Source organism: Bacillus sp. FSL R5-0585 (genome assembly GCF_038004545.1).
Classification (GTDB): Bacteria; Bacillota; Bacilli; order Bacillales; family Bacillaceae_G; genus Bacillus_A; species Bacillus_A cereus.
In genome coordinates, this window is sequence record NZ_JBBORJ010000001.1 from 3,211,294 (window position 1) to 3,237,877 (window position 26,584).

Consider the following 26,584-nt stretch of genomic DNA (forward strand, 5'->3'; position numbering starts at 1 on the left):
ACTTACGGTGTACCTGCCAATCCCCATAAAATAACAACCGCTACAAAATAAATCGCTTTAATCGCTACTACTAAACATAATGAAACAATTGCATATTTACTTAATTCTCTTCTTGCACCTATTAAAGTGAAAATAACCGCCAAACTAAATGTTATATAAGAAGCTGCTGTATGTATTAAGTTATACGTAATATCTAGATTGCTTGTAAGTCCTGTTATATCAGCTACAAACTGAAGCATGACGATCGTACTAAAAAAAATTGCAAACTGATTCATTACCTTTCCATTTATTTGTAACTGCATTGTTGTCCTCCTTGTTAAAAACTAAATATTCAATCAATTTTATCATTAGATTACAAAAAAAGGAATCATCTCTTTATACTATTCTATAACGATGCAAAAAAAGAACGCTTAGTCACCTAAGCGTTCCCCACTTTAAGAAGCCTTCTTCAAATCAATTTGAGCAAGTACTGGGTCGTGGTCACTTACACGTCCGTGTTCTTTCATAATGTTTGAGTTTAAGTGTACTGGGTCTACAATTGTGTGTGGTGCGATATTGTTTGTTACTAAAATATGATCTAACACTTGTGCATTTCCTTCGTGAATGTACGTGTAACGATTCTCTTTCGGCACTGTGTTTAACATATCTTTTAAGATTGTTCCCTCTAGTGTTTTTAGTGGTTTAGAGAATTCGAAATCGTTCATATCACCTAACACAACAACTGGTGCATTTGTATTCTTTTTCTGAATTCCTTGCACGAAATAATTTACTTCTTGTGCTAACTGAATTCGTTTGTCTTCACTCTTTAATACGAGCGGCTGCACTTTTCCAAATGGCGTTGCATCTCCTAGTTTTGAGTTTAAGTGATTTGCAACGACAACAATGTTTTGTCCTTGGAACGTAAATTCTGCCGCTAGCGGTTTACGTGTACTTTCAAACAATGGATTTTCGTCTCCAATACGAACAACATTCTTATCAAGTAACTTCGGTACCGTCGCTAATTTCACGCGTGATGGATTATAGAAGAAGCCGACGCGAATATTCGCTCCTGGTGCTCCTCCATCTTGATTATTGTTTGGAGCGATTTCTACATACTCATACTTCGGTCCACGAATTTCTAGAACTGCATCAATGATACGTTTTGCGCTTAATGACGCATCTGTTGTACCGTCATTAATTGATCCGTTATTATCTTGCATTTCCTCTACACCGATAATATCTGGCATTTTTAAATTGTATTTAATAGAATACGCTAACGCTTTTACTTTTTCATCTGTTGTTTCTTTTTTATTCGCCGAGAAGTTTTCAATGTTATATGTAGCAACCGTTAACTTATCAAGACGAGGCTGAATATTTGCGCCTACTTGCTTAAATCCGCCATCCACTACAGCTGGCAGTTCTGTTATTGGCGAAATACGGAAAGAACCGTAATCATATCCTACTACCCCTGTTATATCTCCAGTGAAAGTATCTCCTACTTTTGCTACATAATCGCGAGGTACTTTTACAGAAAGGCGCTCTGGGTTTAATTGATTTTCATCTAATAGAGGTGTGCCATATTGTGTTACTATTTTATCTCCACCATTTTTTACTGTTACATATAAATTTCCGTTTTTCTGAGGTGTAATAATTTTTGGTGTTGGCATCGTAACACGCATACCTTCTATACTTTCATAGAAGTCGATTGCATCTTCATTTGGATCAAATAAACCGAATGCATCATTATCGATAATTTGATCAGGGATTTTTACACCGTTTTCTCCAAGTATGATCGGTGCTGGTAAAGGTTGATCTTTTGCGATTACAGCAACGCGGCTCGCTTTAATTTCAGTCGTCGTTAAGTCTGTTTCAAATCGCTCTGCATATCCTGGTCCAACATATTCTTCTACTACTCCATCAACTTGAATAAGATCTCCTACTGCTACATTCGCATCTTTTTTATATACGTACATACCTTCTGAAGTAGCTGGATCATTATCTGGCTGATTATCTTCTATATAAAAGCCGTTTTTATCAAGCGCTGTGACAACGCCTTCCACATTGTTTACTTTCTTCCCGTTGTAAGGAGACATATGTGATTTTCCTTGAATGTCATGAATACGAACCTGTTCATTATTTACGATAATAAATGAAAATGTCGAAATTGCTGAAGAATTAAGTCCTTCTTTTTCTGCGATTGCTTTCACTACACTATTTTCATTCACTATAATTTGTCCATTATAACGAACACTTTTATTAGTAGGATTAGAGCCATCTAACGTATAGTAAATTGTTGCACCTTCTGTATTCGTCGTTAATGTTACCGCTGTTCCTTTAGCAATTTCTCCGCCGTTCGGTGAAGCTACTACATCGCTAACACGGTTTTGTCCTTCACCTTGAAACTTATAAGCTGTTACTGATTTTAGACCTGGGTTACTAAAATATAATTCAAGAGTCCCAGTCAAACTAACTTTCTTCCCGATATTTTCAGGGTGATCTTTTACATTCACTGCCGTTCTCACATCACCTTTTGGCAACTGAACGGGCATGATTTTGTCTGGATTCGTTTCGTTTGGCGAATCTGCAATTGCTACGTTTGTATCATCAAACTTAGCTGGATCCTTCGTATATTTAGAAGAACTTTGCGTATATCCGACAATATATCCTTCCACAATCCCCTTCGTTTTCCCTTGCTGCTTAAATACTTGAATTGCTTTTTCTACTGACATAGAAGCAGTTTCTTCTGCTTGCGCTAAAGTTCCAGTAAATGAAAGCAATAGCAAGAATGATAAAAAGACGCTTAACAATTTCTTCACAGCCATTTTCCTCTCCCTATTTCATATTTTCTCAGCATTTCTATCATAACAAATGATTCGTTATATAGAACTATATTTCGACAAATTTTACAAAAGATTTATTTAATTTACAAGCTTTCAAACTATAATACAAAATAATAATTTTACACCTTCTACAAATACACTCTATAATGTTAGAGAGAGAAAACAGAAAATATCGACATTTAATTGGCATGTAAAATGGATTCATTTGAATAGGAGTGATTGGATGGAAGTGCAAACAGAAACATACCGCGCAGCTATGAATGGAACATTAGAACGTCATTTTTCAGATATGATTGCTGTTATACCAACTAGAATTACAATTGAGCAGTTAAAACAACGGCTAGAAAATATCGCTACTAAAGTTGATGAGTTAAAAATTGTTTATAGTGATGAGACAAGCCTTATTGTTGAGTTACATATGGATGAAACAATCATACCGTATGAACTGCATATTGATGAACCGAACGATCCAGAAGGATATAAAATGTACAATAGACAAGATGCTACAATCGTAGATCGTAATTTTGAAGATGCAGCTTTCGGCACTGAAATTTTCACTCGTACGCTATTTGTAGGCGATGTACTGGACTGCTTTTTCCAGCAGTTACAGTTCTTATGGAATCTCGCCCCAGATTTGTTATTTGTAATCGATTCAAGTGCAGCAATGAAAGTGATATCTAGAAGCTATATTGAATATCACGTTGAAAATGAATTATTACCTGACATTCCTGACTTATACGTTATTCATTCCGTTTATGAAGACGATAAAGAAGGCGAGCCTACGCAATATTGGTTTCATACACACGGCCTTTTAAGAGCGGGCGTAACTGAAATAGAGTTAATTATTCCAAATCGTATTTCTTCCTACTACGGCATTGGCGATCTCTTTCAAACATTTGCTAATAATGCCGTTGAGAATGGACAAGTCCCTATGAATGAGCCTATCGTTATCGCGCATAGTCAGCAAGGTTCTATACATACAGTCGCTGTTCCGTGGGAGAAAGGATTATCTTATATAGGGCATAAAACGAGTATGGACCAATTATCTTCAATCGAGGATGAAGAAGTGAAATTACAGCCAATAGATGCACAAAATACATTCTTAGGCGGAATGGATGCCCGAGATGAATACCATCAATCTCCATCCGTTCTCTTATTCAAATTTAATACTTCAGAAGAATATATTGAAAGTTTTTTCAAAGAACACGAGGAAGCTACAGGGCTCATGTTCTATAAAACAAATAGTGAAACCGATCGTATGGCTTATAATGCGAAAAATACTTTCGGGTATTTCAGCAACATTTTTCACATTGAACAATCAAATGAAGAGTTTCGTTTTCTCGCTAAGTTTGGTGTTTCCTATGAAGAGGGTAAAAGCGAACATATGTGGTTTGAAATGCAACATATTACAGAAGACCTGATTCAAGGAATACTCATCAATGAACCATATTTTATAGAAGATATGAGTGAAGGAAATAGTTATCATTTAGATTTTGATAACTTAACAGAGTGGGTTATTTATGCAGGAGATGCTGTTATAAAGCCAAATAACTTATATATGTTTATTGGCGAATAAGTATTTTATATAATAAACGAAACGCCTTCAATATGATTGAAGGCGTTTCTTATAATTTATTGTGCGATTAATTCAGCATCTATTACTTTCTCCAAATGAGATAATACACGCTTTGCAGCTTCCTCACCTTGATTCATACAGTCTGGAAGTCCAGCACCAGCATAGGAGCTACCTGCCAAGTATATACCAGGCAACTCTTTCTCCATAAATGTTGTGAGCTTTTTCATTCGCTCGTTATGACCTACTGTATATTGGGGCATCGCTTCTTTCCAGCGACTTACGATTGTAAACTCTGGATCCTCTGTAATATCCATCGTCTTCCTTAAATCTTCTAGTACGAGCTGAACGAGTTCTTCTTCAGTTTGTTCTACAACCGCTTCATCACCAGCACGTCCAACGTAACAGCGAAGGAGTGTTTTTCCTTCTGGCGTTGTATGTGGCCATTTTTTATGCGTCCACGTACATGCTGTAATGGTGTAATCGCTATTTCGTGATACGACAAATCCTGTACCATTAATATCACGCTGGATTGCAGACTTTTGGAAAGCAAGTGCCACATTCGCAACGGATGTGGATGGAATATTACGGAAGAAACGAAACTGCTTGTACTGAGCAAACATGGACGGCAATACTTTATGCGAAGTTGCCACTACGATGGCGTCCGCTTCTATTTCTTTTCCGTTACTAAGAGTAATCGTATAACCATCACCCTGTTTTGCAACTTTTTCAATGCGAGTTCCCTTTATTATCGTACCTTCATGCATCTTTGCTTCGAGAGATTTTACGATAGATTCTAAACCTGTTTTCACTGTTTCGAACATTCCCTTTTTCGGTTCAGCTTTCTCTTCTTTCGGAGCGAGCGTACGCATACCGAGTGAAATACTGCGATGTTTCTGCTCAATTTGATACATTTGCGGGAATGTTGACATTAAGCTCATTTCATCAATATCCCCTGCATAAATACCCGATAGTAACGGTTCTATTAAGTTTTCAACCACTTCGTTTCCAAGACGATGTCTGAAAAATTGTCCGAGTGATTGGTCAGATACTGGCTTTGACCTCGGCATTAATAGATCAAAGCCAGCTCTTAGTTTACCAATTGGGGAGAACAGCCCGGAAAATAGAAACGGCGTAATTTGCGTTGGAATTCCCATCATTGATCCATTCGGCATTTTATGTAACCGATTGTTTACAAGGATAAATGATTGACCGGCTTGATTATTTACAAGTTCATCGCCAAGACCTAATTCTTTCACTAATCTAGCTGCACTTTCTTTTCGTGCTAAGAAAGAATCTGGTCCGCGCTCAATTGTAAATCCATCTTTTCGAACGGTTTGAATTTTTCCGCCAAGTTTACCCGATGCTTCTATAAGTAATGTATCAATCGGCAAGTTTTTTTCATGAATATTTTTTTGTAAGTTATACATTGCTGTTAATCCAGTGATGCCTCCGCCGACGATCACAACTTTTTTCCTCAAGCAGGCTCCTCCTTTCTTCTTACAGTACAGATTCTTTTTTCTTTAATACAACATCTGTTAAACAATCAATAAATGCGTCCGATGCATTTGGCATTTCTGGACGATAATATTTTGCACCAATTTCATCCGTTACAACTTTACACTCAAAGTCGTTGTCATATAAAACTTCTAAATGTTCCGCAACAAATCCAACTGGTGCATATACGAATGAAGTATAACCGTGCTTTTCATTTAGTTCTCTCGTTAAATCTTGTACATCTGGACCAATCCAAGGATCTGGTGTGTTTCCTGCGCTTTGCCAGCCTACTGCATAGTTTGCTACTTCAGCTCCGCGCGCGATATAATCCGCTGTTTCATTTAATTGATCTGGATATGGATCGCCCATTGCAATAATTTTCTCTGGTAAGCTATGTGCAGATACGATTAATACTGCTTTTTCACGCTCTGCATCTGACATACCGTTATATATACCTTTCACTGCATCAACCCAGTACTGGATGAATTTCGGCTCTTTATACCAGCTATCAATGCCGTGAATTGTTAAGTTTCCAAGTTTCTCAGCTTCTTCTTGTGCTCGTCCAACGTACGATTTCACGCTAAACGTAGAATAGTGAGGTGCAAGAACAAGTGCGATTGCATCTTGTATTCCGTCGTTATGCATATCTTTCACCGCATCTTCAATAAACGGTTCAATATGTTTTAAGCCAAGATACATATGGTACTCTACTTCATCTTGTACTTCATTTAAACGCTTCTCTAACTTCTTAGCTTGCTCTAATGTAATAGTAGCTAAAGGAGAAATACCACCAATTGCACGGTAACGCTCTGTTAAATCTTCCAGCATTTCAGGACTTGGCTTTCTTCCTCTGCGAATATGTGTATAGTAACGTTCAATATCTTCTTCTTTATATGGCGTTCCGTATGCCATTACAAGCAAACCAATTTTCTTTTTCATACAGCAATGCTCCTTTACTTCGCTAACTGCCCTTTAGAGTATTCATGAATAAATGTAGTTAAACGTTTTAATGTATCTGGATTTACTTCTGGGAATACACCGTGACCTAGGTTAAAGATATAACCCGGCTGTTTCATCCCTTGATCTAAAATACCTTTTACATGTTCTTCAATAACAGACCATGGTGCAAGTAAGAATGAAGGGTCCATATTACCTTGTACCGCCTTATGAACGCCCCTTGCACGTGCTTCTTCAATCGGTAAGCGCCAGTCTAAGCCAACTACATCAAGCGGTAAGTCGTGCCACTCATTCACTAAGTGTGCAGCTCCTACGCCGTGCATAATCATTGGAACACCCATCTTACGAACTTCTGCAAAAATACGCTCCATTGCTGGTTTAATAAATACGCGATAATCTGCTACATTTACTGTTCCAACCCAAGAATCGAAAATTTGAACTGCTTTTGCTCCTGCGTTAATTTGCGCTTTTAAATATGTAATAACCATATCTGCTAGTTTATCCATTAAAGCAAACCAAGCTTTTGGCTCTGCATACATGAACGCTTTCGTATTATGGTAGTTACGAGATGGACCGCCTTCAATCATATAGCTCGCTAATGTAAATGGAGCTCCTGAAAAACCGATTAACGGTACGTCTAACATTTCTGTCGTTAATAAACGAATTGTATCTAGTATGTACGGTACGTCATCTTCTGGATTGATTTCCCCTAGTTTTTCTACATCTTGTAAAGAACGGATTGGGTTATCGATAACTGGGCCAATACCTGATTTAATTTCTACATCCACACCAATTGCAGGTAGTGGTGACATAATATCTTTATAAAGAATTGCTGCGTCTACGTTATACTGATCAACCGGCAATTTTGTAACGTAAGCACATAACTCTGGATTGTGTGTAATTTCAAATAAAGAATACTTTTCTTTAATCTTTCTATATTCCGGCTGTGAACGACCTGCTTGACGCATATACCATGCTGGTACATAATCGGTACGTTCCCCCCTACATGCTTTTAAAAATGTCTCATTTATAGTTCTTACCAAGACCCTTGCTCCCTTCCTTACCAATGCTTCGAATACGTTCGATATTTATCTTTTTTTACTATACAGCTTGTAAAAACAAAATGCATAATATTATGTACGTTGTTCATTAAATTGACACAAACATTCTTAAAAACGCTTACTATTTTCACAACATTCTTATTATAACACAGAGAAAAACTATGGTTTAGCTACTTTTGACTTTTCTCCTTCACGATTCGTTTGTGTATTATATGGTACAACGTAAAAGCTCGGTTTTGAAAATATGTTAACGAACTTTTCCTCATATTCCCCAGCACCATTTACAGTGCTAACATGCGTATGAATTCCGTTCTCCACTCTATAGATTCGGTACATAATTCTGTTATCTGGAAGTGGCGTCCAGCTTAATTTTGCTTTAAATAAACCGAAAGGGCTAAATGATAATTTCATTTTTACATCTTCAATTTTGCGCAGCCGAATCGGAGCGCCGATTGTTTCCACACCTTCAGGCTTCATAAACTTCTCTTTATGTTCTACATTAGCCTTCGTTAAAATTTTCTTAAACAATTTTGTCGCAGATGCACTTTCTCCTTGCAACTGATGCTCCTTATCCGTACGGTCATAACCAATCCAAACAGCGCCTACTAAGTTCGGTGTATAACCAACGAACCACATATCTCTTGCTCCCTTATCGTCATTTGGCAATGAAGTTGTACCCGTTTTTCCAGCTAACGCACCGTTATATACACCAACTCTCGCTGTTCCTTCCTTCACAACTCCTTCTAACATTTTCGTCATATACCATGCTGTCTGCTTCGAGAAGATTTTTGTCTCTACTTTTGGCGATTCCCCAATGACTGCACCGTGTCTATTTAATACTTTATCAATAACGTGCGGCTCAATAATATTGCCATTTGCTAAAAATGAACGATACATTTTTACAAGATCAAATGTTGAAACGCCATTTTTCAATCCACCAAGCGCTGTACTTAAACCAGCATCTGCAATATGGACATTTCCTTTTTCTAAATATTGCTTTCCTTCTTCTACCCCTAACTCATTTAATAAAGAAACTGCCGGTACGTTTGCCGACTCTAAAATCGCATCATACATCGTCATTTCTTTTGAATACTCATGATTATAATTTCGAGGTTCATACCCTTCAAAAGAATTTCTTTCATTCGTTAATAAAGAATACGGATTATACTTTTTCGTTTCTAGTGCTGGTGCATAAACGATAAGTGGTTTTAAAACAGATCCAGGCTGCCTTTTGGCAAAAACACGATTAAATCCTCTCGGGACGTACTTTCTTCCCCCAATCGCCGCTTTAATCCCTCCCGTACGATTATCCATTAATAAAAATGCACCTTGCGCCCCCTCTTCTTTCCCAGGGAAATTCCTTGCATCTTGAAACTGGTTATATGCTACCTTTTGAATCTTTTCATCCATAGGTACGACAAACGTATATCCTCCGCGAAGTACTTCTTGATGAGACAACCCGTATAAACGAGCGGCTTCATCTATGACCATATCAATATACGGCATATATGCAAGCTCATTCTCATCTAAATTTTTATATAGAGCAATTGTCTTCCCTTGATAACGAACGCTTTCTTCTGCAGTCAAATAGCCTTGTTTATGCATAAGTGACAACACTAGATCGCGGCGTTCCTTACTCTTCTCTGCAGAATAGTACGGTGAATATCCGTTTGGTGACTTCGGAAGGCCTGCAAGCATTGCCCCTTCTTCTACTGTTAAATCCTCAACATTTTTATTAAAATACAACTTTGCTGCCGCTTGAATACCGTAAGCCCCATGACCAAAATAAATATGATTCATATACATTTCAAGAATTTGTTGCTTCGTATATTTTTGCTCTAATTGAAGAGAAATTGCGACTTCCTTCAATTTGCGCGTAAATGTTTTTTCACGAGTTAAAAAGACGTTTTTAGCGAGTTGCTGCGTAATGGTACTACCGCCCTCTACCTTTTCTCCAGCTAACGTATCTTTATAAAGAGCACGGAATATAGACGGATAATCAATCCCTTGATGCTCATAAAAACGAGAATCTTCCACCGCAACAAACGCCTGCTGCACATACTTCGGAATTTGCTCGATCGGTACGAGCTCTCTATTTTCTACGTATAATTTCGTAATTTCTTTCCCTTTCTGGTCAACGATACGTGATGAAGAGTGGAAAACGAGCTGCTTTTCATCCATCATATAGCCACCAGCTAACACGATAAGTTTATAGAGTACAATCGCTACTACGAAGGTTGCGACGCCGCCTAATAAAGTCCACTTCACTTTCTTCATACATCGTCCTTCTTTCCAAATGATGGTACATTTATTATTTGAAAAAGAAGTATCTTTATGTATATAATCTTCGAAGTTTTTTAAGAGAGTTGATATAATAGAAACAAACTATTAAGGGGGGCATTAAAATGAAGGCTATTATTTCATACGAAACACCTCTAGAACAAGCACATTTCACTGCAAAAAATGATGAAAAAAATATGTTTTATAAAGAAAATACAGAAGAATCTGTAGAAGGTTCACTTCAGTATGACGTACTAGATGCTGTCGGTGAATTTAAAGGACAACCTGGCTATATCGTTTGTAACAACATTTCTGTCACAGACGAAGGTCGCCCTGTATTTGAAAACCGTTTTAAAAACCGCGCAGGCCTTATTGAAAACGAACCAGGATTCCAAGCGATCCGTGTTCTACGCCCATTAAGTAACGATACATACGTCATCTTAACGATGTGGGAAACAGAGCAAAACTTTAAAGACTGGACAGAATCACGTTCATTCGAAAACGCTCATAAAAAACGTCCCACGCAAGCAGAAGGACAAGCTCCAGCGCATCCACATGCGGAACAGCAAAAGAGTATTTTCTCTCGTCCATCTTTTGTGACTACTTTTGATGTGTTAGTTTAATTAAAACATAATACAACACTAACAGTACGTGAAATTATATTAACGATTTTCCGAATATATCTATCATATCTTTGAATATATCAACGATTTTCCGAATATATCTATCACATCTTGAAATATATCAACGATTTTCCGAATATATCTATCATATCTTGAAATATATCAACGATTCGACTAAAGATATCAATTTAATGACAAAAAGGAAACACCATTACACACCGGTGTTTCCTTTTTCTTTGTACCAATTATATATACGAAGTGAATCTTTTTTTCTCATATGCTTTACTTCATAACCCCGCCCGGCTACCGCTACAAGAGTTGTACATAATTCATCTTTTCTTTGAAAATACGATTGATTATAACCTACTGCTTGAACATGTCTTCTTCGCATTATTCCTGTATATTTCGAAAAATTACGATATACAACCGTTAGTTGATTTTCTCTTAATTCATAACCGCCACTTTTATATCTAGCATACGCAAGTAACGAAAACACGATAAATAACGGTAAAATAACAAACAACGCAATATATTGTTTAAAATATATACTCACGCTGGCAATTAGAACTGTGAGTATGATACTTATTAACCAGCCCATAATGAAATAACGACGCAACGCTGTTTTTGGTAAGTGAACGATCTCCGCTTCGATTTCATATGGTAACTCTAAATATGTGATCAGGTGCTGTACATCTTTTTTCTTCATAAATGGATGCAACATTACTTCGTTACTTGCTGCTCCAATACTTTGAATTGCTTCCACTTCAACAGCACAATAGCCAAACGGCTGGCGAAGCATACCTTCTTTTACAGTAATCGCTTGAATGCGGTGCAATTTTAAGACAAACTCTTTCTTTTCAAATAATCCTTGAACGATACGAATCTCTTCCCCTTTTCGCTCGATTTTAAAGTTTGCATATCTCAACACATATCCAGCTGTGGAAATAATCCACGAAATTGCCATTAAAATTAATGCAATTACAATTAGTTTATAAACACCGTTTCCCATCACATACGCTTCTACTTTACTTGTGAATCCTTCAGGAAGAACAAAATCAAACTTTGTGTAAAGAAGTACTAGTCCAGAGAACACTAGTCCGAACCGACCAGATGTAATCGCTGCGGCTAAAACCTCTTTCGCTGTTAACTGATAAACCGTCTTGCTTTCTTCCTCTTCTATTTCTTCTTTTACAGTAGTTTCTTTCTTATGTAATAAAGAAATTAAATGTTTTGCCTCGTCTTCTTTAATACCAGCCAACATCACTTCTGGTTCATTACCACCACCGGCTACTTCTATATTTAACTTCATAAGTCCGAGCATTTGATAAATGATGTTAGAAGACGTACTAATATTTTGTACACGCTCTTTATTTAAATAGCTTTCCTTCTTTACAAAAACACCGTGCTTTATATGTAAAATATTATTCTCAATCCAGTACACTTTAAAATACCATTTAATTGCTGAAAAAATAGCCATGATGAATAAAACAACCAGAAGAAAAAGATAAAATAAATACCAAGGTTCCACTTGTTCATCAGGTTTAAATAAAACAAGAATAATAAGTGGCAACAAACTCGCAATCCTAATACCTAACAATATCGTAATCGGATGTTGCCTCTTATACATCCTTATCACTCACTTTCGCAAGTTCTCCAATTTGTCTTTTCAGCTGTTCTGCTTCTTCTTTCCTTAAACCTGGAATACTATGAGAAGTTGCGGCTGTTGAAATATGTAATTCTGCTAAATTATACTTTCTCATGATCGGCCCTTGCTCAATCGTTACGTGCTGCACACGGATCATCGGAATAAGTACGCGTTTTACAACGAACATTCCCTTTTGAATCTCAATCTCTTCTTCATTTAATCTGTAACTATAATAGCGTTGACGTAAATTTGGAAACACAAAATAATCAAGGGGAATAAATGTAATAGCTCCTGTTACTAATAGTCCAAACAACCAGCCCCACCAGTTAAAGTTAATCATAAAAAAGAAATACGCAATTACGACTGTTAGTATAACTACCGCCCCAATTAAAGCGTGCATCCTCCACACTTTCAGCATATTAGAATGAATCTCCCTTTCTAAAGGCTGCATCCCATCACTCCAATTCTATGAATTTATTACTTATATATTATCAAAAAATAAGGTTTTATATACATTTTTGTAAATTTATAGTCAAATAAAAATAGTTGAATCAAAAGCATATTAAAGAAACACATACCTCAGTTTTGAAAATTATGTATTATAAATATGAATTATATTGAACTAAAATAAACCTTACATGATTCATGCAAGGTTTATCGTTTTATACACAATATATTTCATTATTGTTGAGATATACTAGCATCGCTTTCAATTCGCTTTTCTTTTTGGCTTAGTTTTTTATCTTTAGATTTTTTTAATGTTAAAGTCATGCCAATAAAAATAAAAAGAATTCCTGTTATTTGCATTAAAGTTGGACGGAATCCAGTAAGTACAGTATCTAATAATATTGCCACTGCCGGATCTAAAAAAACTAATATTGAGATTGTTTTTGTAGATAAATAGCGTAAACTATCAAAAAACAGATAATATACTATCCCTGTGTGAATAAAACCAGTAGCTATAATATATGTCCAATTACTTTGAGTGAGGCCACTAAAAGCATCTAAATCTATAAATGGTATTAAAAGAAATATCCCCAAGAATGTTTGTAAAAATGTCATTGCATACGCACTCATTTTGTTAATCCCTTTACCAAATAAAGTTGTAAATGCATAAAAGAGAGCCGCAAGAAATCCCCATATCATACCTGAAGACATTAATGAACCGACAGAGAAGCTTCCATCGATACCAGCAATTAATAAAGCTCCTGCAAAACACACAATTATTGAAATGATAGATATGAATGTTAATTTTTCTTTAAAGACGATACTTCCAATTAACAGTACAATTACGGGTGCAAGATGATAAACTGAGATAGCAATGGTAACTGACATATTTTCAAAGGCTTTAAATAAGAAAACCCAATTAAATACTAAGAAAAAACCACATATTAAAACTTGAATAACTTCTTTTCGTTCCCATTTATCTTGTTTATATTGCCCTGTAAGCAACCAGCATACACTTAAAAATATTGTCGCAAAAATACACCTTACAAACACTAATTCAAACGAAGGTAAGTTTGTTTGAACAGAAAAAAATCCAACTGATCCAAAGATAACCATTGATGCTATCATCTTTAAGGCCGGTACCGTTTTCTCTTGCTTAAAACTCTTTTGAAGCAAATTAATCCCCCTCCAATAAAAACTCGGTTTATAGTGAGAAAAACACCAGCCTAAAAAAAGGACAGGTGCTTTTCCTCAAAAACACTCAATTATAAATTTTTTCCAGCAGTCCAACCACCATCAATTACAAAATTAGAACCAGTAATAAAGCGGGCCTGATCAGAAATCAAGTACTCAATACATGAAACAATATCCTGTGGCAACCCCCAAGTATCTAAAGATTGATTACTTTTTATCATAGACATCAAGGCTTTATTACTAAAGTATTCTTCTGTAAGTTCGGTTCTAATAACACCGGGAGAAATGCTATTTACCCTTATATTTTGCTTCCCAAATTCCATAGCCATCTGTTTAGTCAATCCGATTAAAGCATGCTTTGATGCAACATAAGCAGCTCGCTCTGGTTCAGCCATTAATCCAGAAACCGATGCTATATTCACAATACAACCTTTTATTTTCGATTTACACCATCGCTTAGCTACTTCCCTAGAAAGGATAAATGGGGCTACTAAATTTACATCAATTACTTTTTTAAACATATCATCGGATAAATGTAAAACAGGTGTTATCTCTCGAATACCAGCTGCATTTATTAATATATCAGGAGAAAGCTTTTCTAAATCTAATTGAGTAAAAAGATTCTGAATCGCTTCGCTATTACTTAAATCAATTTGCACTACTTTCAAAGGCATATCTGTTTTCATATAATCTATTAAGTTATTATTATTAATATCAAGCGCTATTACATGAAATGATTTTTCTAAAAAGTATTTTATACAAGCATGACCTATACCGCTATTGGCTCCAGAAATCATAATTATTTTATTCTCTCTCATTTTGTCTCCTTATAAGAAAATGTTACTAATAAAATATCACGAAAAGCCTCCGTACTACATTCTGTTCCAAGTGGCGTTACGGCATGGAAGACCTTTTGTCCAAATACTAAAGTTTCTAAAGGCTCCTTCAAACTTATAAACTGATTAATTTCCCGAGGAGAATTAGCTATTAAATTATCTCCACCAATAGCTGTATTACTTAAATTCATAAGGTGTAAAAACACTACTGGTTCATCATCTTTATGTAACCAAATAGGTGAACTAAAAGATGGTCTTTCTTTAGTAGCTTTATATCTTACTTGATGTAAACCTATAATTAAGTCTTTACTTGTATCTATTATATTTGTTTTAAATGCAAATTCAGTATCGAAACGCACGATATTCTGAATTAAAGGATTGCATAAAAAGCTATCATTTATGCTATTGAACTGTCTAACTTTCCCGCCATCGTCATAGTTATATTCTTTAGATTGGAAGTAATCATTACTATTATCTAAAATATAATCTGGTGAATCAACATACTTTATATACCTTGAATAAGATCTAGCACGGCATTCACCGTACGCATCATCTTCCAAATTATAATAATCTAACTGTGCTTGTGTTAATAAACGATGATTCTCTTCCTCTTGTAAAAAGATTTCATTTGATATTTCAAGGAATCCTTTAGATTCAAATTCATGTACCTTTTCTTCTATGCTAAACCCATTCATTTTACTAAGAACAAACGTCATTATAAAAACCTCCACACTATTGTATTTTTCTATCTCACCCTATGTTAGAAATGCAATAAGTAACCGAGATTCTTGCTTAATAAAATTTAAAATTATGATATTCAATTAATACACCAAATGAAATATATGTAATTCATTAAAATTATTTATTAAGCAATATTATATATCCTTTTGGTTATTTTTTCTAATTATCTGAAGATTTATCAACATTAGTCTTAATATTCAAAATTAAAGAAATGGATTTTTCAGAAAGATAAAACTGCGAGTATTGCAATTATTTATGTATATAACTTTTTTAAAAATTATATTTTAAATATAGCTAGTTTTTTATAAATTTTTTGATATAATTACATACGGGAAAAGGGAAGAATTTTGTCTTCCCTTGTGTTTTTATTTGCATCTAGTACTTTTGCTAGATGCTTTTTTTTATGCTAAAAAAGGTATCCTCAAATACTTTGAGGATACCTTTTCACCTTTATTATCTCTGCTGTTTTCTACCTAATACGAGTAACCCAAAACTCATCATTACAAGAAGTGCTCCCATATATGGTTCCACAGGCACTTTCTGCCCTGTCTTCGGTAATTCTTTTTCAGGTTTCTCTGGATTCGGTGTCCCTGGCTTTTCTGGATCTGGTGTTCCAGGCTTTTCTGGATTCGGTGTTCCAGGTTTTTCTGGATCTGGTGTTCCAGGCTTTTCTGGATTCGGTGTTCCAGGCTTTTCTGGATTCGGTGTTCCAGGCTTTTCTGGATTCGGTGTTCCAGGCTTTTCTGGATCTGGTGTTTCTGGACCTGGTGGTGCTAAATGATTCAATTTGTTTAATACTTCTAATTGAACTGCATTTATCATTCCATTTGTAATTTCAAATGGAATTGGATTAGTTAATTTTTCATATCCCTTTGGTGCTTCTACTTCTACTAGTGTGTAGTTACCTACAGATAGATCTGTGATTTTTGCCTTTCCATCTTTATCTGTTGTTACTTTCACTACTACTTTTCCCTTTTCATCATGAACTTCAAACACAGCTCCTGATAAGACTTCCTTGCTTTCAGCGGCCATTTTTGTAATCTCCACTGAACCTTTGTCTAACTGTTCGTTCTCTACTTTCAATGATAAGACTTTTGTCATACCTTTTGTAATTTCAAATGGTACAGGCTTTTCTAATTTTTTGTAGCCTGGTAAACTCTCTACTTCTACTAGCTTGTACTTTCCTACTGATAAATCTGAAACTGTTGCTTTTCCAGCTTTATCTGTCGTTACTTTCGTTACTACCTTGCCTTTGTCGTCTTGTACTTCAAAGACTACACCTGCTAACGGTGCCTTATTATCTTTATCTATTTTTGTAATTTCTACATTTCCCGTATCTACCATTTCATTTTCTATTTTTAATGATAGAACTTCTGTCATACCTTTTGTAATTTCAAACGATACTGGTTCTGTTAATTGTTTGTAACCTGGTAAGCTTTCTTTCTCTACTAATTTGTACTTTCCTACAGATAAGTCTGAGATTTTTGCTTTACCATTTTTATCTGTTTTTACTTCTGTTACTACTTTGCCTTTGTCGTCTTGAACTTCGAAGACTACGCCTTCTAATACTTTTTGACTATCTTTATCTACTTTTGTAATTTCTACTGAACCTTTGTCTAACTGTTCATTCTCTACTTTTAATGATAAGACTTCTGTCATACCCTTTTTAATTTCGAATGATACTGGCTCTGTTAGCTTTTTGTAGCCTGGTAAGTTTTCTACTTCTACTAGTTTGTAATTCCCTACAGATAGATCTGAAATTTTCGCTTTTCCTTCTTTATCTGTTGTTACTTTTGTTACTACTTTGCCTTGCTCATCTTGCACTTCGAATGTTACGCCTTTTAATAACGCGCCACTTTCTTTGTCCACTTTTGTAATTTCTACTGAGCCTTTATCTACTAATTCGTTCTCTACTTTTAGTGATAAAACTTCTGTCATACCTTTTTTGATTTCGAATGATACTGGTTTCGCTAGTTTTTTATATCCTGGTAAGCTTTCTACCTCTACTAGCTTATATTTTCCTACTGGTAAATCTGAAATTGTTGCTTGTCCTTCTTTATCTGTCGTTATTTTTGTTACTACTTTATCTTTTTCATCTTGCACTTCGAATGTTACGCCCGCTAATACTGCGCCACTTTCTTTGTCCACTTTTATAATCTCTACTGAACCTTTATCTAACTGTTCGTTCTCTACTTTCAATGATAAAACTTTCGTCATACCTTTTTTGATTTCGAATGATACTGGTTCCGTTAATTTTTTGTAACCTGGTAAGCTCTTCGTCTCTACTAATTTGTATTTTCCTACTGATAGATCTGAAACGTTTGCTTTTCCATCTTTATCTGTCGTTACTTCTGTTACTACTTTTCCTTTGTCGTCTTGTACTTCGAAGACTACGCCTTCTAATACTTTTTGACTATCTTTATCTACTTTTGTTACTTCCACATTTCCCTTGTCTAACATTTCGTTTTCTACTGTTAAAGCAAGAGATTTTGTCATACCTTTTTCAATTTGGAAAGTAATCGGATCTACTAATTGTTTATACCCTTTTGGTGCCTTTACTTCTACTAACTTGTATGTGCCGACTGATAAATTAGTAACTTGTGCTTGTCCTTTTTTATCTGTCGTTATTTTAGCGACTACTTGTCCTGCTTCATCTTGAATTTCAAAGACTGCATCAGCTAAAGCATCTTTATTTTCTTTATCTACTTTTGTAATTTCTACATTTCCTGTATCCACTAATTCATTTTCTACAGTCAATTGTAATGCTGTTACTCTACCCTTTTCAATTTCGAATGAAATTGGCTTTTCTAGTGGTTTGTATCCTGCCGGTGTTTCTACTTCTACCAACTCATACTTTCCAATAGATAAATCTGAAACGTTTGCTTTTCCTTCTTTATCCGTTTTTACTTTCGCAACTACTTTTCCTTTTAAATCACGTACTTCAAATACAACATTTTCTAATGGAGCTTTACTATCTTTATCTATTTTTGTTATCTCTACATTCCCTGTATCCACCATTTCATTTTCTACTTTCAATGATAGGACCTCGGTCATGCCTTTTTTGATTTCAAATGATACTGGTTTTTCTAACTTTTTATAACCAGGTAAACTTTCTACCTCTACTAATTCATACTTTCCTACAGGTAAATCTGAAACATTTGCTTTTCCTTCTTTATCTGTCGTTACTTTCGTAACTTCCTTACCCTTTTCATCTTGTACGATGAATGTTACTCCCGCTAACGGTGCTTTATTATCTTTATCTATCTTTGTTATCTCTATATTTCCCGTATCTACCATTTCATTTTCTATTTTTAATGATAAAATCTCGGTCATACCTTTTGTAATTTCAAACGATACTGGCTCTGTTAATTTCTTATAGCCTGGTAAACTTTCTTTCTCTACTAATTTGTACTTTCCTACTGATAGATCTGAGATTTTTGCTTTACCATCTTTATCGGTTTTTACTTCCTTTACTACTGTTCCAACTTCATCTTGCACTTCAAAGACTACGCCTTTTAATGCTTTTTTGCTGTCTTTATCTATTTTTATAATTTCTACTGAACCTTTATCTAACTGTTCATTTTCTACTTTCAACGATAGGACTGTTGTCATACCTTTTGTAATTTCGAATGATACTGAATCTGTTAGCTTTTTGTAGCCTGGTAAACTTTTCGTCTCTACTAATTTGTACTTCCCTACTGATAAATCAGAGATTTTTGCTTTACCATCTTTATCTGTTTTTACTTCTGTTACTACTTTGCCTTGCTCATCTTGCACTTCGAAGACTACGCCTTCTAGTACTTTTTGGCTATCTTTATCTATTTTTATAATTTCTACTGAGCCTTTGTCTAACTGCTCATTTTCTACTTTTATTGCTAAAGCTTTTGTCATACCTTTTTTTATTTCAAATGGTACTGGTTCTGTTAGCTTTTTATAACCCGGTAAGCTTTTCGTCTCTACTAATTTGTACTTTCCTACTGATAGATCTGAAACGTTTGCTTTTCCATCTTTATCTGTTACTACTTTTCTTACTACTTCATCTTTCTCATCTTGGACTTCAAATTCGACACCCGCTAATACTGCTCCGTTTTCTTTGTCCACTTTTGTAATTTCTATATTACCTTTGTCTACCATTGCATTTTCCACTTGTATTGGGAATATGCCGTCCCCTGTTACATTTACTTCGAACTCTGCTTCTTTTAATTGGTAGCCTTCAGGCGCTTTCGTTTCTTTTAAAATATATTTCCCTGGTGCTAACGGTTTAGAGATTGCCTTACCATCTTTATCTGTAACAATATGTTCGACTACTACACCGTCTTTTACTATATCAAACTCTGCATTTGCTAATGGTTTTTCACCATTTTCCGAATCAATTTTCTTTACTTCAATTTGACCCTTTTGCACAGTATTTTTAATTTCAATTGTTTTTGTTTCTCCAGCTTGAAGTGTAACCTCTACTGGTTCTTTTAATTTTTGATATCCTTCTGGTGCTACTGTTTCATAAACTTTATACGTTCCAGGAGCTAAAGTTTGAGGTACTGAAAAACCTTTTTCGTCCGTTTTCAGTTTTGCAACAACTTCATTTGCACTATTTCGAACTTCAAATTCGGCACCTTTTAACCCTTTGTTCAGATTCTCAGAATCTATTTTATGAATCGATACTGTACCGTCTTTTGGAGCTTCGGGCGGCGTAATAGTTACTTCTTTTGATGTTAATGTTTTATCATCAAAATGTAATTCCGCTTTATTAGGAATCTTCTTATCTACGTAAGAAGATAAGTCTGCATTATTTTTAATTTTCGCCTTGATACTAAGATTGATTCTCTGGTCTTCATATGACTTATAGTCAAAATTCTCACCAAACGTAAATGTTACTTCACTTCTTTGCTTATCTATCTTTAACGTCCCTTTAGAAGTAATATCTTGGCCATTTTGATCATACACTTTTGCCTCTAATACTTCTAAAACATCTTCTAAATCATCACTAATTACCATTGATGTGTATTTAGGAGGATCGTTTGGTATATGTGTACCAACTTGGTATTGAATCACTTGATCCATTTGTGTTAGCTGCTCATTCTCTACAAGCTTGCCATTCTCATCAACTATATTTTTTTCAATACTAGGTGGATTATCGTCACCTGAACCGGTTCCCCCTCCACCACTTACGAATACTTGTCCTACTTTTTCTTCAGTTTTAATATTTTTACCTTCTAATTTCACAGTATTTTTATGAGGTTTTGCAGAAGGATTAGTAATCTTTGTTTTATATCTTAAAATATAACCTTTTGAACTGTCTGGAAACTCAATTGTAAATCCAGCCTTTGTTGCATTAATTTTAATGTTAGATAAATCTGCTGGCTTAATATTTGTTGGTGCATAACCATCTTCAAATACAGCCTCTTCTAATACTACGCTGTCTGTAATTAACTCATGCCCAGGTCCTAATGTATCTGTTAATTTAAGATCTTGCATTTCTGTTCCAGTTGCATTTACATATACAAGCCAATCAGCAATCGAAGGATCTTCTTGATTATAAGAACCCCATTTCAATAGATTATCTGTATTGGGCTGTGGCTTCGGTCTCTCTGTCGTATTACTTACATTTACTTCTTTATTGACGATTTGACCATCAACGTTAAATTCTAATGGAATTTCTTTAACACCATCATATGCTTCTAGACCAAAGTAGAATTCTACGAATAAAGAACCTTTAATGTTATTCTTTCCTTCTACGTAATCCCCCATAGTACACGTTAATAGACCCTTTTTCATCTCACATGTACCAACTGTTTTTCCTTCAGCATCTTTTAAAGGAAAACTCATATTCATAAGGTCTTTTCGAAACTCTTTTGGCATATCAATTGTGAATTGATCTCCACTTTTTATTTTTTCTTTAGCTGACCACTTCACTTCTACTTTCATACCATCTGAGGCTTGATACGGTTCAGATGTCGTGCCATCAGTACGGGAAATATTAATTTCGTCCACTGGACTTTTCATCACAGCAGCTTGAATAACTGGAGCCCACACATTCAGCACTGAAAATAATACTAGAAAAACTAATGAAACCATTGAAATATGTCTTTTAGTACTTTTCATTTGCATAGTTCCCTCCTATTTTTTATATTTATATAACAAAAAAAGACCGTCCGGTTGCATCAAAAATGTGCAACCAGACGATCTTAGTAACCAATATGTATTACCGTAGACTCTAAGCTTTGCGGCCTATCCTTTCGAATAGTGTGCTAAAAATATCTTTTATTCTTTTTTTGTTTCATTTTCCTCTTAAACCAAATATTACTATACCGTCTGGACGGTTATAATTCAATACTCTATAAAATTGTTCTATTTTTCTAATAAAAAAAATAATTCACCACTACATTAAAGAAGCAACGGTGAATTATTTTTACATTATATAGTTCGTATATTCTATTTATATGAATTCCTAATAAGAGCTTGAATCACTTTTTCTCTTAACTCAGGGCTTAGTCTTCCAACCCCTAAATATTCCGAATACCATAATCCATCTGCTGCTAATCTAATAATTGTTGCACAAACTGAATCTATCTCATCATTTTCTATATTCTTTTGCAGTTGCTGAAATGATTGTTGTAATGGCTCAAGTAATTCAGGTTTTAACATGAATGCTGCCATCATACTACTAGATAACTCTTCTGTTCTTCTCTCATTATTTAATCTTTCCTCTACAAAAGAGCGAACCCATCTCCCTTTCCTCTCTGAGTCTTCCGCTACTTTATTGTAAATGGCCCCTTCATAATCCTCTATCCCTCTGACTATCATACCTTCTATTAAAGCTTCTTTATTTGAAAAGTGATACAATAATCCACCTTTACTTACACCCGCCTCTTTTGCCACTGCTTCTAAAGTTAATTTAGCAACCCCTTTACATTGCACAATTTGAGAAGCGGCCGCCAAAATCTTTTGCCGCGTTATGCTTATACTCATTCCTTTTTAAAACCCCATTTCTACTAAATTTATATAAATACGAATCTTATTTTTAATATTGTTGATTACTACTAAGTATTTTCTTTATACAACAAAAGCTTCATTACCTTTGAATTTTTAGTTACTTATTCTATTAAAAATTTCCATATCATTCAATATGATAACATTAAATGCTCATAGTTGACTATACATCTATACTTTTATATTCATTGAAAATATATCCATAAACACGAAATGCATACAAATTGATTATCCTCATATATCTAATCTATAATTTAAAGAGGTTTATATTTTCATAAAAATAAAGTGAAATTTTATAAGGTTGATTCCCTTGAAAAAATTTTCTATTAGTTATTTAATATGCTTACTAGTTTTCTCTGTCACTGTGAATGTTTTACAGTATGCACAAACTCCAAATTATGCGGATTCATGGGGACCGATTTGGATATCTATTATTATGTTTTCAATTCTTGGAAGCATTCCTGTTCTTATCGGTTGTTTATTAGGTGAACTTTGTTATAGAAAAATAAAAGGAAGTCACGAATTAAACATCGGGATTCCTTTATTTATAGTGTTAGGTATTTCCTACAATCATTTATTCTTTATGTGGTTTAACAACAGAGATTTTCTATCCTTTACTTTAGAAGCTTTTCTGGATACTGGCCTTCCTATTGCTGTATCATCTGTACTGTTTTATCTTGTCAGACGGCGTTAATTCTTTATTCACTACAAAAAAATGTTATTACTCCTGTTACATCGAGTAATAACATTTTTATTTAAAGCTATTTAACAAATTTGCTTCCAACTAGCATTCTTCACACAAAAAACAACCCGTCTTCCGCAAAAGACGAGCCATTCCATTTAATTCTCACTTATTTCTCTTCTTATACCAATCCTGCATTCTCTCCGCATCTTCTACTCTCGTATGCTCTATTTTGTAACTAGATGATGCACTCGAAAACTTATACGTACATAAATCCGCACGGCGCTGGAAATATGATTGTGTCTTCTCCATTGATTGGACGTGTCTTCTTCTAATAAGTCCTGTATATTTTCCGACGCTACGATAGACAAGTGTAATTTGTTCTCCGTTAACACTGTAACCATTTGTTTTAAATGTTGCGTATCCAAGTGTAAAGATAAGGATTGCGAGCGGTAGTAATGCCCACATGATGTAATACTTTTCAAAGTATATGCTTATTCCAGTAAGCGGGATTGCGAGCATAGCGAAAAAGATGAAACTATCAATGAGATAACGGCGCAATGCTGCTTTTGGTAACGAAGTAATATTTGCATTCAGTTCGTATGGTAATTGTAAATGCGCGAGTAACTGTTGCACTCGATCTTTTCGAATGATAGGATGCAGTGTAACTTTTTCTTTTTCGTCATCCGTTCCCTTACTTTGAATGACTTCTACTTGCACAGCACAATAACCGAACGGTTGGCGTAAAATACCTTCTTTTATCGTAATCCCTTGAATACGATGCAATTTTAGTACGAGTTCTTTTCTCTCCAGTAACCCTTGCGAAATACGGACTTCATCATTTTTTCGATTTACTGTGAAGTTACCGTGTTTTAACGCGTAGCCAATTGTAGATATCATCCAAGAAACGACAAGTAAAATAGCTACCATGTAAATCCAGCCATATATATCGTGGTCCATTACATATGACGTCACACTATTTTTTATCCATTTTGGAATATACTCATCTACTTGGTGATAAACGAAAAAGATTAAAGAGAACAATACTCCAAATTGACCAGATGTAACAGACGCTATTAAAATCTCTTTCCACGTTAACTTGTACTCTGTCGTTTGTTTTTCCTCTGTAACAATCGCTTTTTCTACTGTATTTTCTGCTGCTTCGTCTAACGTTTTTTCTGCTTTCACTTCTGGAGTTGGCTCATTTAGCAAAGTAATAAGCTCCGTCGCCTCTTCTACCGTAATTCCAGCTAAGCTAACTTCTGCTTCATCGCCTCCGCCAGCTGTTTCAATCTGAATTTTTTTCAAACCGAGCATTTGGTATAGTACGTTAGAACTTGTATTAATTGTTTGAACACGTTCTTTATTTAAGTAGCTCTCCTTTTTCACAAAGAGACCTTGTTTCACATGTAATACGTTATTTTCGACCCAGTATACTTTGTAATACCAGCCTACGATAGCTGAAATAATTGTGATCAACGCAAAACCAATAGGAACTAAATACCAAAATGGAAACTTTCCCCTTAAGCTAAAAAGAAAAATAATGAGTGGTATAAAGTCTGTTATTTTTAACTCTAATAACATCGTGATTGGATGCTGCCTTTTATACATCCTCATCACTCACTTTCGCTAATTCTGCGATTTTCGTTTTCAACATTTCAGCTTCATACATCGTTAAACCTGGGATGCTATGCGAAGTTGCTGCTGTTGAAATGTGTAATTCTGCTAATCCGTATTTTCTCATAATTGGCCCTTGTTCAATCGTAACGTGCTGCACACGAATCATCGGTACTAATACGCGCTTTACGACGAAAAGACCGTGCTGAATTTCAAGCTCTTCTTCATTTAATTGATAACTGTAATAACGTTGACGTAGTTTCGGGAATAAGAAGTACGAAAATGGTGCGAACACAACTGTTAGCCCAATCATCACATACAAAATCCACGCCCACCAATCAAACTTTATCATGAGGAAAAGGTAAGCTAAAATGACGAGAATACCGATTCCTTCTTCCATTACAGCCCGAACTTTCCACACCTTGACCATGTCAGGGTGAATTTCATTTTTCAATGGATCCATGTAACCACTCCAAATCTAGTAATCTAATATATGAATACTCTTAATCTATATTTTACGTAACTTTACAGAAAATTGGAATTTAATCTTCTTTCTTCTCAGGAATAAAATATCCGAACCAAAGTAGCCATATGAAGCCTATTAACTTCATCCAGCTTCCGTCCGTTTGAAAAGCTTCAATCATACCTGGTATTTTATACACTCCAATGAATCCAAGAAAACCGAGCCACCAGTTTTTTTGCATTTTCACTTCTATTCCTCCTTCATAACGTTTTTCACATTTCGAATCCAAATTTCTTTATACTTTAACTCGAATCCCATTAACATGTAATTACTCATATTATCGATCACGAGCGCTAACGTATGAGCATTTTCTTCCGTTTCATGTTGTGACACAACGCCCAGTCTCGCGCCTTTCTTCAATAAATCATGGAAACCATGTAAGAAATCCTCTTGTATTTCAAATAAACGTTTCTGATACTTTTCATTTCGCGATGCAGTTACGATAAATTCATTGATAACGCGTAGTATTCCTTCTTGCCCTTCATACTCAGAGAGCATATGTAAACCATCTGCGATTAGCTTTTCTGCAAAGTTTTCTTTCGTATACCGCTCTTCATTAAAGTATTTTGTAAAATGATAATCAGAAAAAATCTCTTCAAATAAAAAATCAACTAACGCTTCTTTAGAAGAAAAATGATAGTAAATAGCCGGTTTTGAAATACCTACCTCTTTCGCAATCATGGAAAGACTCATCTTCTCAATGCCGTGTTCTGCCATAAGTTTAAATGATGCCTCTACAATGTTCTGCGATGTTTGTAAATTCTTCGTCATACTATACCTCACTTATTTTTACTTACCGTTCGGTAAGTAAATTATAAAACAAAACGAAATGATTTTCAATTTAGTTAGCACTACAGAAGGTATTTATTGGAAAATACAGAAAGTTATAAAGTAAAAGCAACATATAAGAATAAGGAGGATATCATATGGGACTTGGTGGTAATGGCGGTAGTGGTGGTAATGGCGGCGGTGAAGCGGGACAAGCTGGTAAGAGCGGATTTTCATTAATCATTGTACTTTTTATCGTATTGATTATAGCTGGAATTAGCTATATCGGACTTAGCTTCTAAGAAAAGGCGTCCTACATTACATATGTAGG

The 26,584-nt window shown here is 35.1% G+C and carries 21 protein-coding genes and 1 riboswitch; of the genes, 4 read left to right on the forward strand and 17 right to left on the reverse strand.

Features of this window, described 5'->3' with window-relative positions; translation table 11 throughout:
- Nucleotides 1–2: 2 nt before the first annotated feature.
- Entirely contained in the window at nucleotides 3–302 is a 300-nt protein-coding gene (locus MKY38_RS16510; protein WP_065223826.1) for a hypothetical protein, read from the reverse strand.
- Nucleotides 303–434: 132 nt separating this feature from the next.
- Nucleotides 435–2,801, reverse strand: coding sequence for a DUF6359 domain-containing protein (locus MKY38_RS16515; RefSeq protein WP_341049172.1), 2,367 nt, complete (start codon nucleotides 2,799–2,801; stop codon nucleotides 435–437).
- A gap of 241 nt (nucleotides 2,802–3,042) precedes the next feature.
- Here MKY38_RS16515 and MKY38_RS16520 point away from each other — a divergent pair, with 241 nt between their 5' ends.
- On the forward strand, nucleotides 3,043–4,395 hold the full coding sequence (locus MKY38_RS16520; protein ID WP_078385428.1) for a DUF4026 domain-containing protein: 1,353 nt from the start codon (nucleotides 3,043–3,045) through the stop codon (nucleotides 4,393–4,395).
- 56 nt (nucleotides 4,396–4,451) lie between these two features.
- Here the strand turns inward: MKY38_RS16520 and hemY are convergent, their stop codons facing one another.
- From hemY to MKY38_RS16540, 4 genes are all read right to left on the reverse strand, one after another.
- Nucleotides 4,452–5,873, reverse strand: a complete 1,422-nt coding sequence (gene hemY, locus MKY38_RS16525; RefSeq protein ID WP_341049173.1) for a protoporphyrinogen oxidase — start codon at nucleotides 5,871–5,873, stop codon at nucleotides 4,452–4,454.
- A gap of 19 nt (nucleotides 5,874–5,892) precedes the next feature.
- Nucleotides 5,893–6,828 (reverse strand): ferrochelatase, encoded by a 936-nt coding sequence (gene hemH, locus MKY38_RS16530; protein WP_000726775.1) that lies wholly within the window; start codon nucleotides 6,826–6,828, stop codon nucleotides 5,893–5,895.
- A gap of 14 nt (nucleotides 6,829–6,842) precedes the next feature.
- Nucleotides 6,843–7,889, reverse strand: a complete 1,047-nt coding sequence (gene hemE / locus MKY38_RS16535; RefSeq protein ID WP_000252605.1) for a uroporphyrinogen decarboxylase — start codon at nucleotides 7,887–7,889, stop codon at nucleotides 6,843–6,845.
- Nucleotides 7,890–8,066: 177 nt separating this feature from the next.
- Complete coding sequence (locus tag MKY38_RS16540; RefSeq protein WP_000756300.1) at nucleotides 8,067–10,184, reverse strand: transglycosylase domain-containing protein; 2,118 nt, start codon at nucleotides 10,182–10,184, stop codon at nucleotides 8,067–8,069.
- Nucleotides 10,185–10,312: 128 nt separating this feature from the next.
- Here MKY38_RS16540 and hmoB point away from each other — a divergent pair, with 128 nt between their 5' ends.
- Entirely contained in the window at nucleotides 10,313–10,810 is a 498-nt protein-coding gene (gene hmoB / locus MKY38_RS16545) for a heme-degrading monooxygenase HmoB (protein ID WP_000644062.1), read from the forward strand.
- Between the two features lie 211 nt (nucleotides 10,811–11,021).
- On the opposite strand, the gene MKY38_RS16550 is transcribed toward hmoB, so the two are convergent.
- From MKY38_RS16550 to MKY38_RS16580, 7 genes are all read right to left on the reverse strand, one after another.
- Nucleotides 11,022–12,437, reverse strand: coding sequence for a PH domain-containing protein (locus MKY38_RS16550; protein WP_065223822.1), 1,416 nt, complete (start codon nucleotides 12,435–12,437; stop codon nucleotides 11,022–11,024).
- Nucleotides 12,430–12,906, reverse strand: a complete 477-nt coding sequence (locus tag MKY38_RS16555) for a PH domain-containing protein (RefSeq protein WP_065223821.1) — start codon at nucleotides 12,904–12,906, stop codon at nucleotides 12,430–12,432. Before MKY38_RS16555 ends, MKY38_RS16550 begins: the two co-directional genes overlap by 8 nt.
- A 230-nt stretch (nucleotides 12,907–13,136) precedes the next feature.
- Nucleotides 13,137–14,078 carry a DMT family transporter gene (locus MKY38_RS16560; protein ID WP_000939625.1) on the reverse strand — a complete coding sequence of 314 codons (942 nt, stop codon included), beginning with the start codon at nucleotides 14,076–14,078 and terminating at the stop codon, nucleotides 13,137–13,139.
- A gap of 89 nt (nucleotides 14,079–14,167) precedes the next feature.
- The gene (locus tag MKY38_RS16565; RefSeq protein ID WP_065223820.1) at nucleotides 14,168–14,914 is read right to left on the reverse strand and encodes an SDR family NAD(P)-dependent oxidoreductase; all 747 of its coding nucleotides are present in this window, start codon (nucleotides 14,912–14,914) and stop codon (nucleotides 14,168–14,170) included.
- Entirely contained in the window at nucleotides 14,911–15,648 is a 738-nt protein-coding gene (locus tag MKY38_RS16570) for a 2OG-Fe dioxygenase family protein (protein WP_000144813.1), read from the reverse strand. The genes MKY38_RS16565 and MKY38_RS16570 overlap by 4 nt, the downstream gene beginning before the upstream one ends.
- Before the next feature lie 478 nt (nucleotides 15,649–16,126).
- The gene (locus MKY38_RS16575; protein ID WP_341049174.1) at nucleotides 16,127–21,781 is read right to left on the reverse strand and encodes a SpaA isopeptide-forming pilin-related protein; all 5,655 of its coding nucleotides are present in this window, start codon (nucleotides 21,779–21,781) and stop codon (nucleotides 16,127–16,129) included.
- A 59-nt stretch (nucleotides 21,782–21,840) separates the two neighbouring features.
- A riboswitch (cyclic di-GMP riboswitch) is annotated at nucleotides 21,841–21,933 on the reverse strand.
- Between the two features lie 172 nt (nucleotides 21,934–22,105).
- Nucleotides 22,106–22,642: a TetR/AcrR family transcriptional regulator gene (locus MKY38_RS16580; RefSeq protein ID WP_046392431.1), complete on the reverse strand. Its 537-nt coding sequence runs from the start codon at nucleotides 22,640–22,642 to the stop codon at nucleotides 22,106–22,108.
- A gap of 331 nt (nucleotides 22,643–22,973) precedes the next feature.
- On the opposite strand from MKY38_RS16580, the gene MKY38_RS16585 reads away from it, so the two are divergent.
- Entirely contained in the window at nucleotides 22,974–23,357 is a 384-nt protein-coding gene (locus MKY38_RS16585) for a hypothetical protein (protein WP_114555794.1), read from the forward strand.
- A 153-nt stretch (nucleotides 23,358–23,510) separates the two neighbouring features.
- Here MKY38_RS16585 and MKY38_RS16590 read toward each other — a convergent pair whose 3' ends face one another.
- From MKY38_RS16590 to MKY38_RS16605, 4 genes are all read right to left on the reverse strand, one after another.
- Nucleotides 23,511–24,956, reverse strand: a complete 1,446-nt coding sequence (locus tag MKY38_RS16590) for a PH domain-containing protein (protein ID WP_114555795.1) — start codon at nucleotides 24,954–24,956, stop codon at nucleotides 23,511–23,513.
- Nucleotides 24,949–25,425, reverse strand: a complete 477-nt coding sequence (locus MKY38_RS16595) for a PH domain-containing protein (protein ID WP_063546728.1) — start codon at nucleotides 25,423–25,425, stop codon at nucleotides 24,949–24,951. The genes MKY38_RS16590 and MKY38_RS16595 overlap by 8 nt, the downstream gene beginning before the upstream one ends.
- Before the next feature lie 79 nt (nucleotides 25,426–25,504).
- A complete protein-coding gene (locus MKY38_RS16600) occupies nucleotides 25,505–25,672 on the reverse strand; it encodes a hypothetical protein (protein ID WP_064473049.1) in 168 nt (55 codons plus the stop codon).
- Nucleotides 25,673–25,674: 2 nt separating this feature from the next.
- Nucleotides 25,675–26,256, reverse strand: a complete 582-nt coding sequence (locus tag MKY38_RS16605) for a TetR/AcrR family transcriptional regulator (protein WP_070179917.1) — start codon at nucleotides 26,254–26,256, stop codon at nucleotides 25,675–25,677.
- Nucleotides 26,257–26,411: 155 nt separating this feature from the next.
- On the opposite strand from MKY38_RS16605, the gene MKY38_RS16610 reads away from it, so the two are divergent.
- Entirely contained in the window at nucleotides 26,412–26,555 is a 144-nt protein-coding gene (locus MKY38_RS16610) for a YjcZ family sporulation protein (protein ID WP_000522758.1), read from the forward strand.
- Nucleotides 26,556–26,584: the final 29 nt, after the last annotated feature.

Coding starts and splice junctions, on each gene's coding strand:
- hemH (WP_000726775.1), bottom strand. CDS start 6,828: ATGAAAAAGAAAATTGGTTTGCTTGTAATGGCATACGGAACGCCATAT.
- hmoB (WP_000644062.1), top strand. CDS start 10,313: ATGAAGGCTATTATTTCATACGAAACACCTCTAGAACAAGCACATTTC.
- MKY38_RS16565 (WP_065223820.1), bottom strand. CDS start 14,914: ATGAGAGAGAATAAAATAATTATGATTTCTGGAGCCAATAGCGGTATA.
- MKY38_RS16590 (WP_114555795.1), bottom strand. CDS start 24,956: ATGTATAAAAGGCAGCATCCAATCACGATGTTATTAGAGTTAAAAATA.
- MKY38_RS16520 (WP_078385428.1), top strand. CDS start 3,043: ATGGAAGTGCAAACAGAAACATACCGCGCAGCTATGAATGGAACATTA.
- MKY38_RS16575 (WP_341049174.1), bottom strand. CDS start 21,781: ATGCAAATGAAAAGTACTAAAAGACATATTTCAATGGTTTCATTAGTT.
- MKY38_RS16605 (WP_070179917.1), bottom strand. CDS start 26,256: ATGACGAAGAATTTACAAACATCGCAGAACATTGTAGAGGCATCATTT.
- MKY38_RS16555 (WP_065223821.1), bottom strand. CDS start 12,906: ATGCAGCCTTTAGAAAGGGAGATTCATTCTAATATGCTGAAAGTGTGG.
- MKY38_RS16510 (WP_065223826.1), bottom strand. CDS start 302: ATGCAGTTACAAATAAATGGAAAGGTAATGAATCAGTTTGCAATTTTT.
- MKY38_RS16610 (WP_000522758.1), top strand. CDS start 26,412: ATGGGACTTGGTGGTAATGGCGGTAGTGGTGGTAATGGCGGCGGTGAA.
- MKY38_RS16580 (WP_046392431.1), bottom strand. CDS start 22,642: ATGAGTATAAGCATAACGCGGCAAAAGATTTTGGCGGCCGCTTCTCAA.
- MKY38_RS16515 (WP_341049172.1), bottom strand. CDS start 2,801: ATGGCTGTGAAGAAATTGTTAAGCGTCTTTTTATCATTCTTGCTATTG.
- MKY38_RS16540 (WP_000756300.1), bottom strand. CDS start 10,184: ATGAAGAAAGTGAAGTGGACTTTATTAGGCGGCGTCGCAACCTTCGTA.
- MKY38_RS16570 (WP_000144813.1), bottom strand. CDS start 15,648: ATGACGTTTGTTCTTAGTAAAATGAATGGGTTTAGCATAGAAGAAAAG.
- MKY38_RS16550 (WP_065223822.1), bottom strand. CDS start 12,437: ATGTATAAGAGGCAACATCCGATTACGATATTGTTAGGTATTAGGATT.
- MKY38_RS16595 (WP_063546728.1), bottom strand. CDS start 25,425: ATGGATCCATTGAAAAATGAAATTCACCCTGACATGGTCAAGGTGTGG.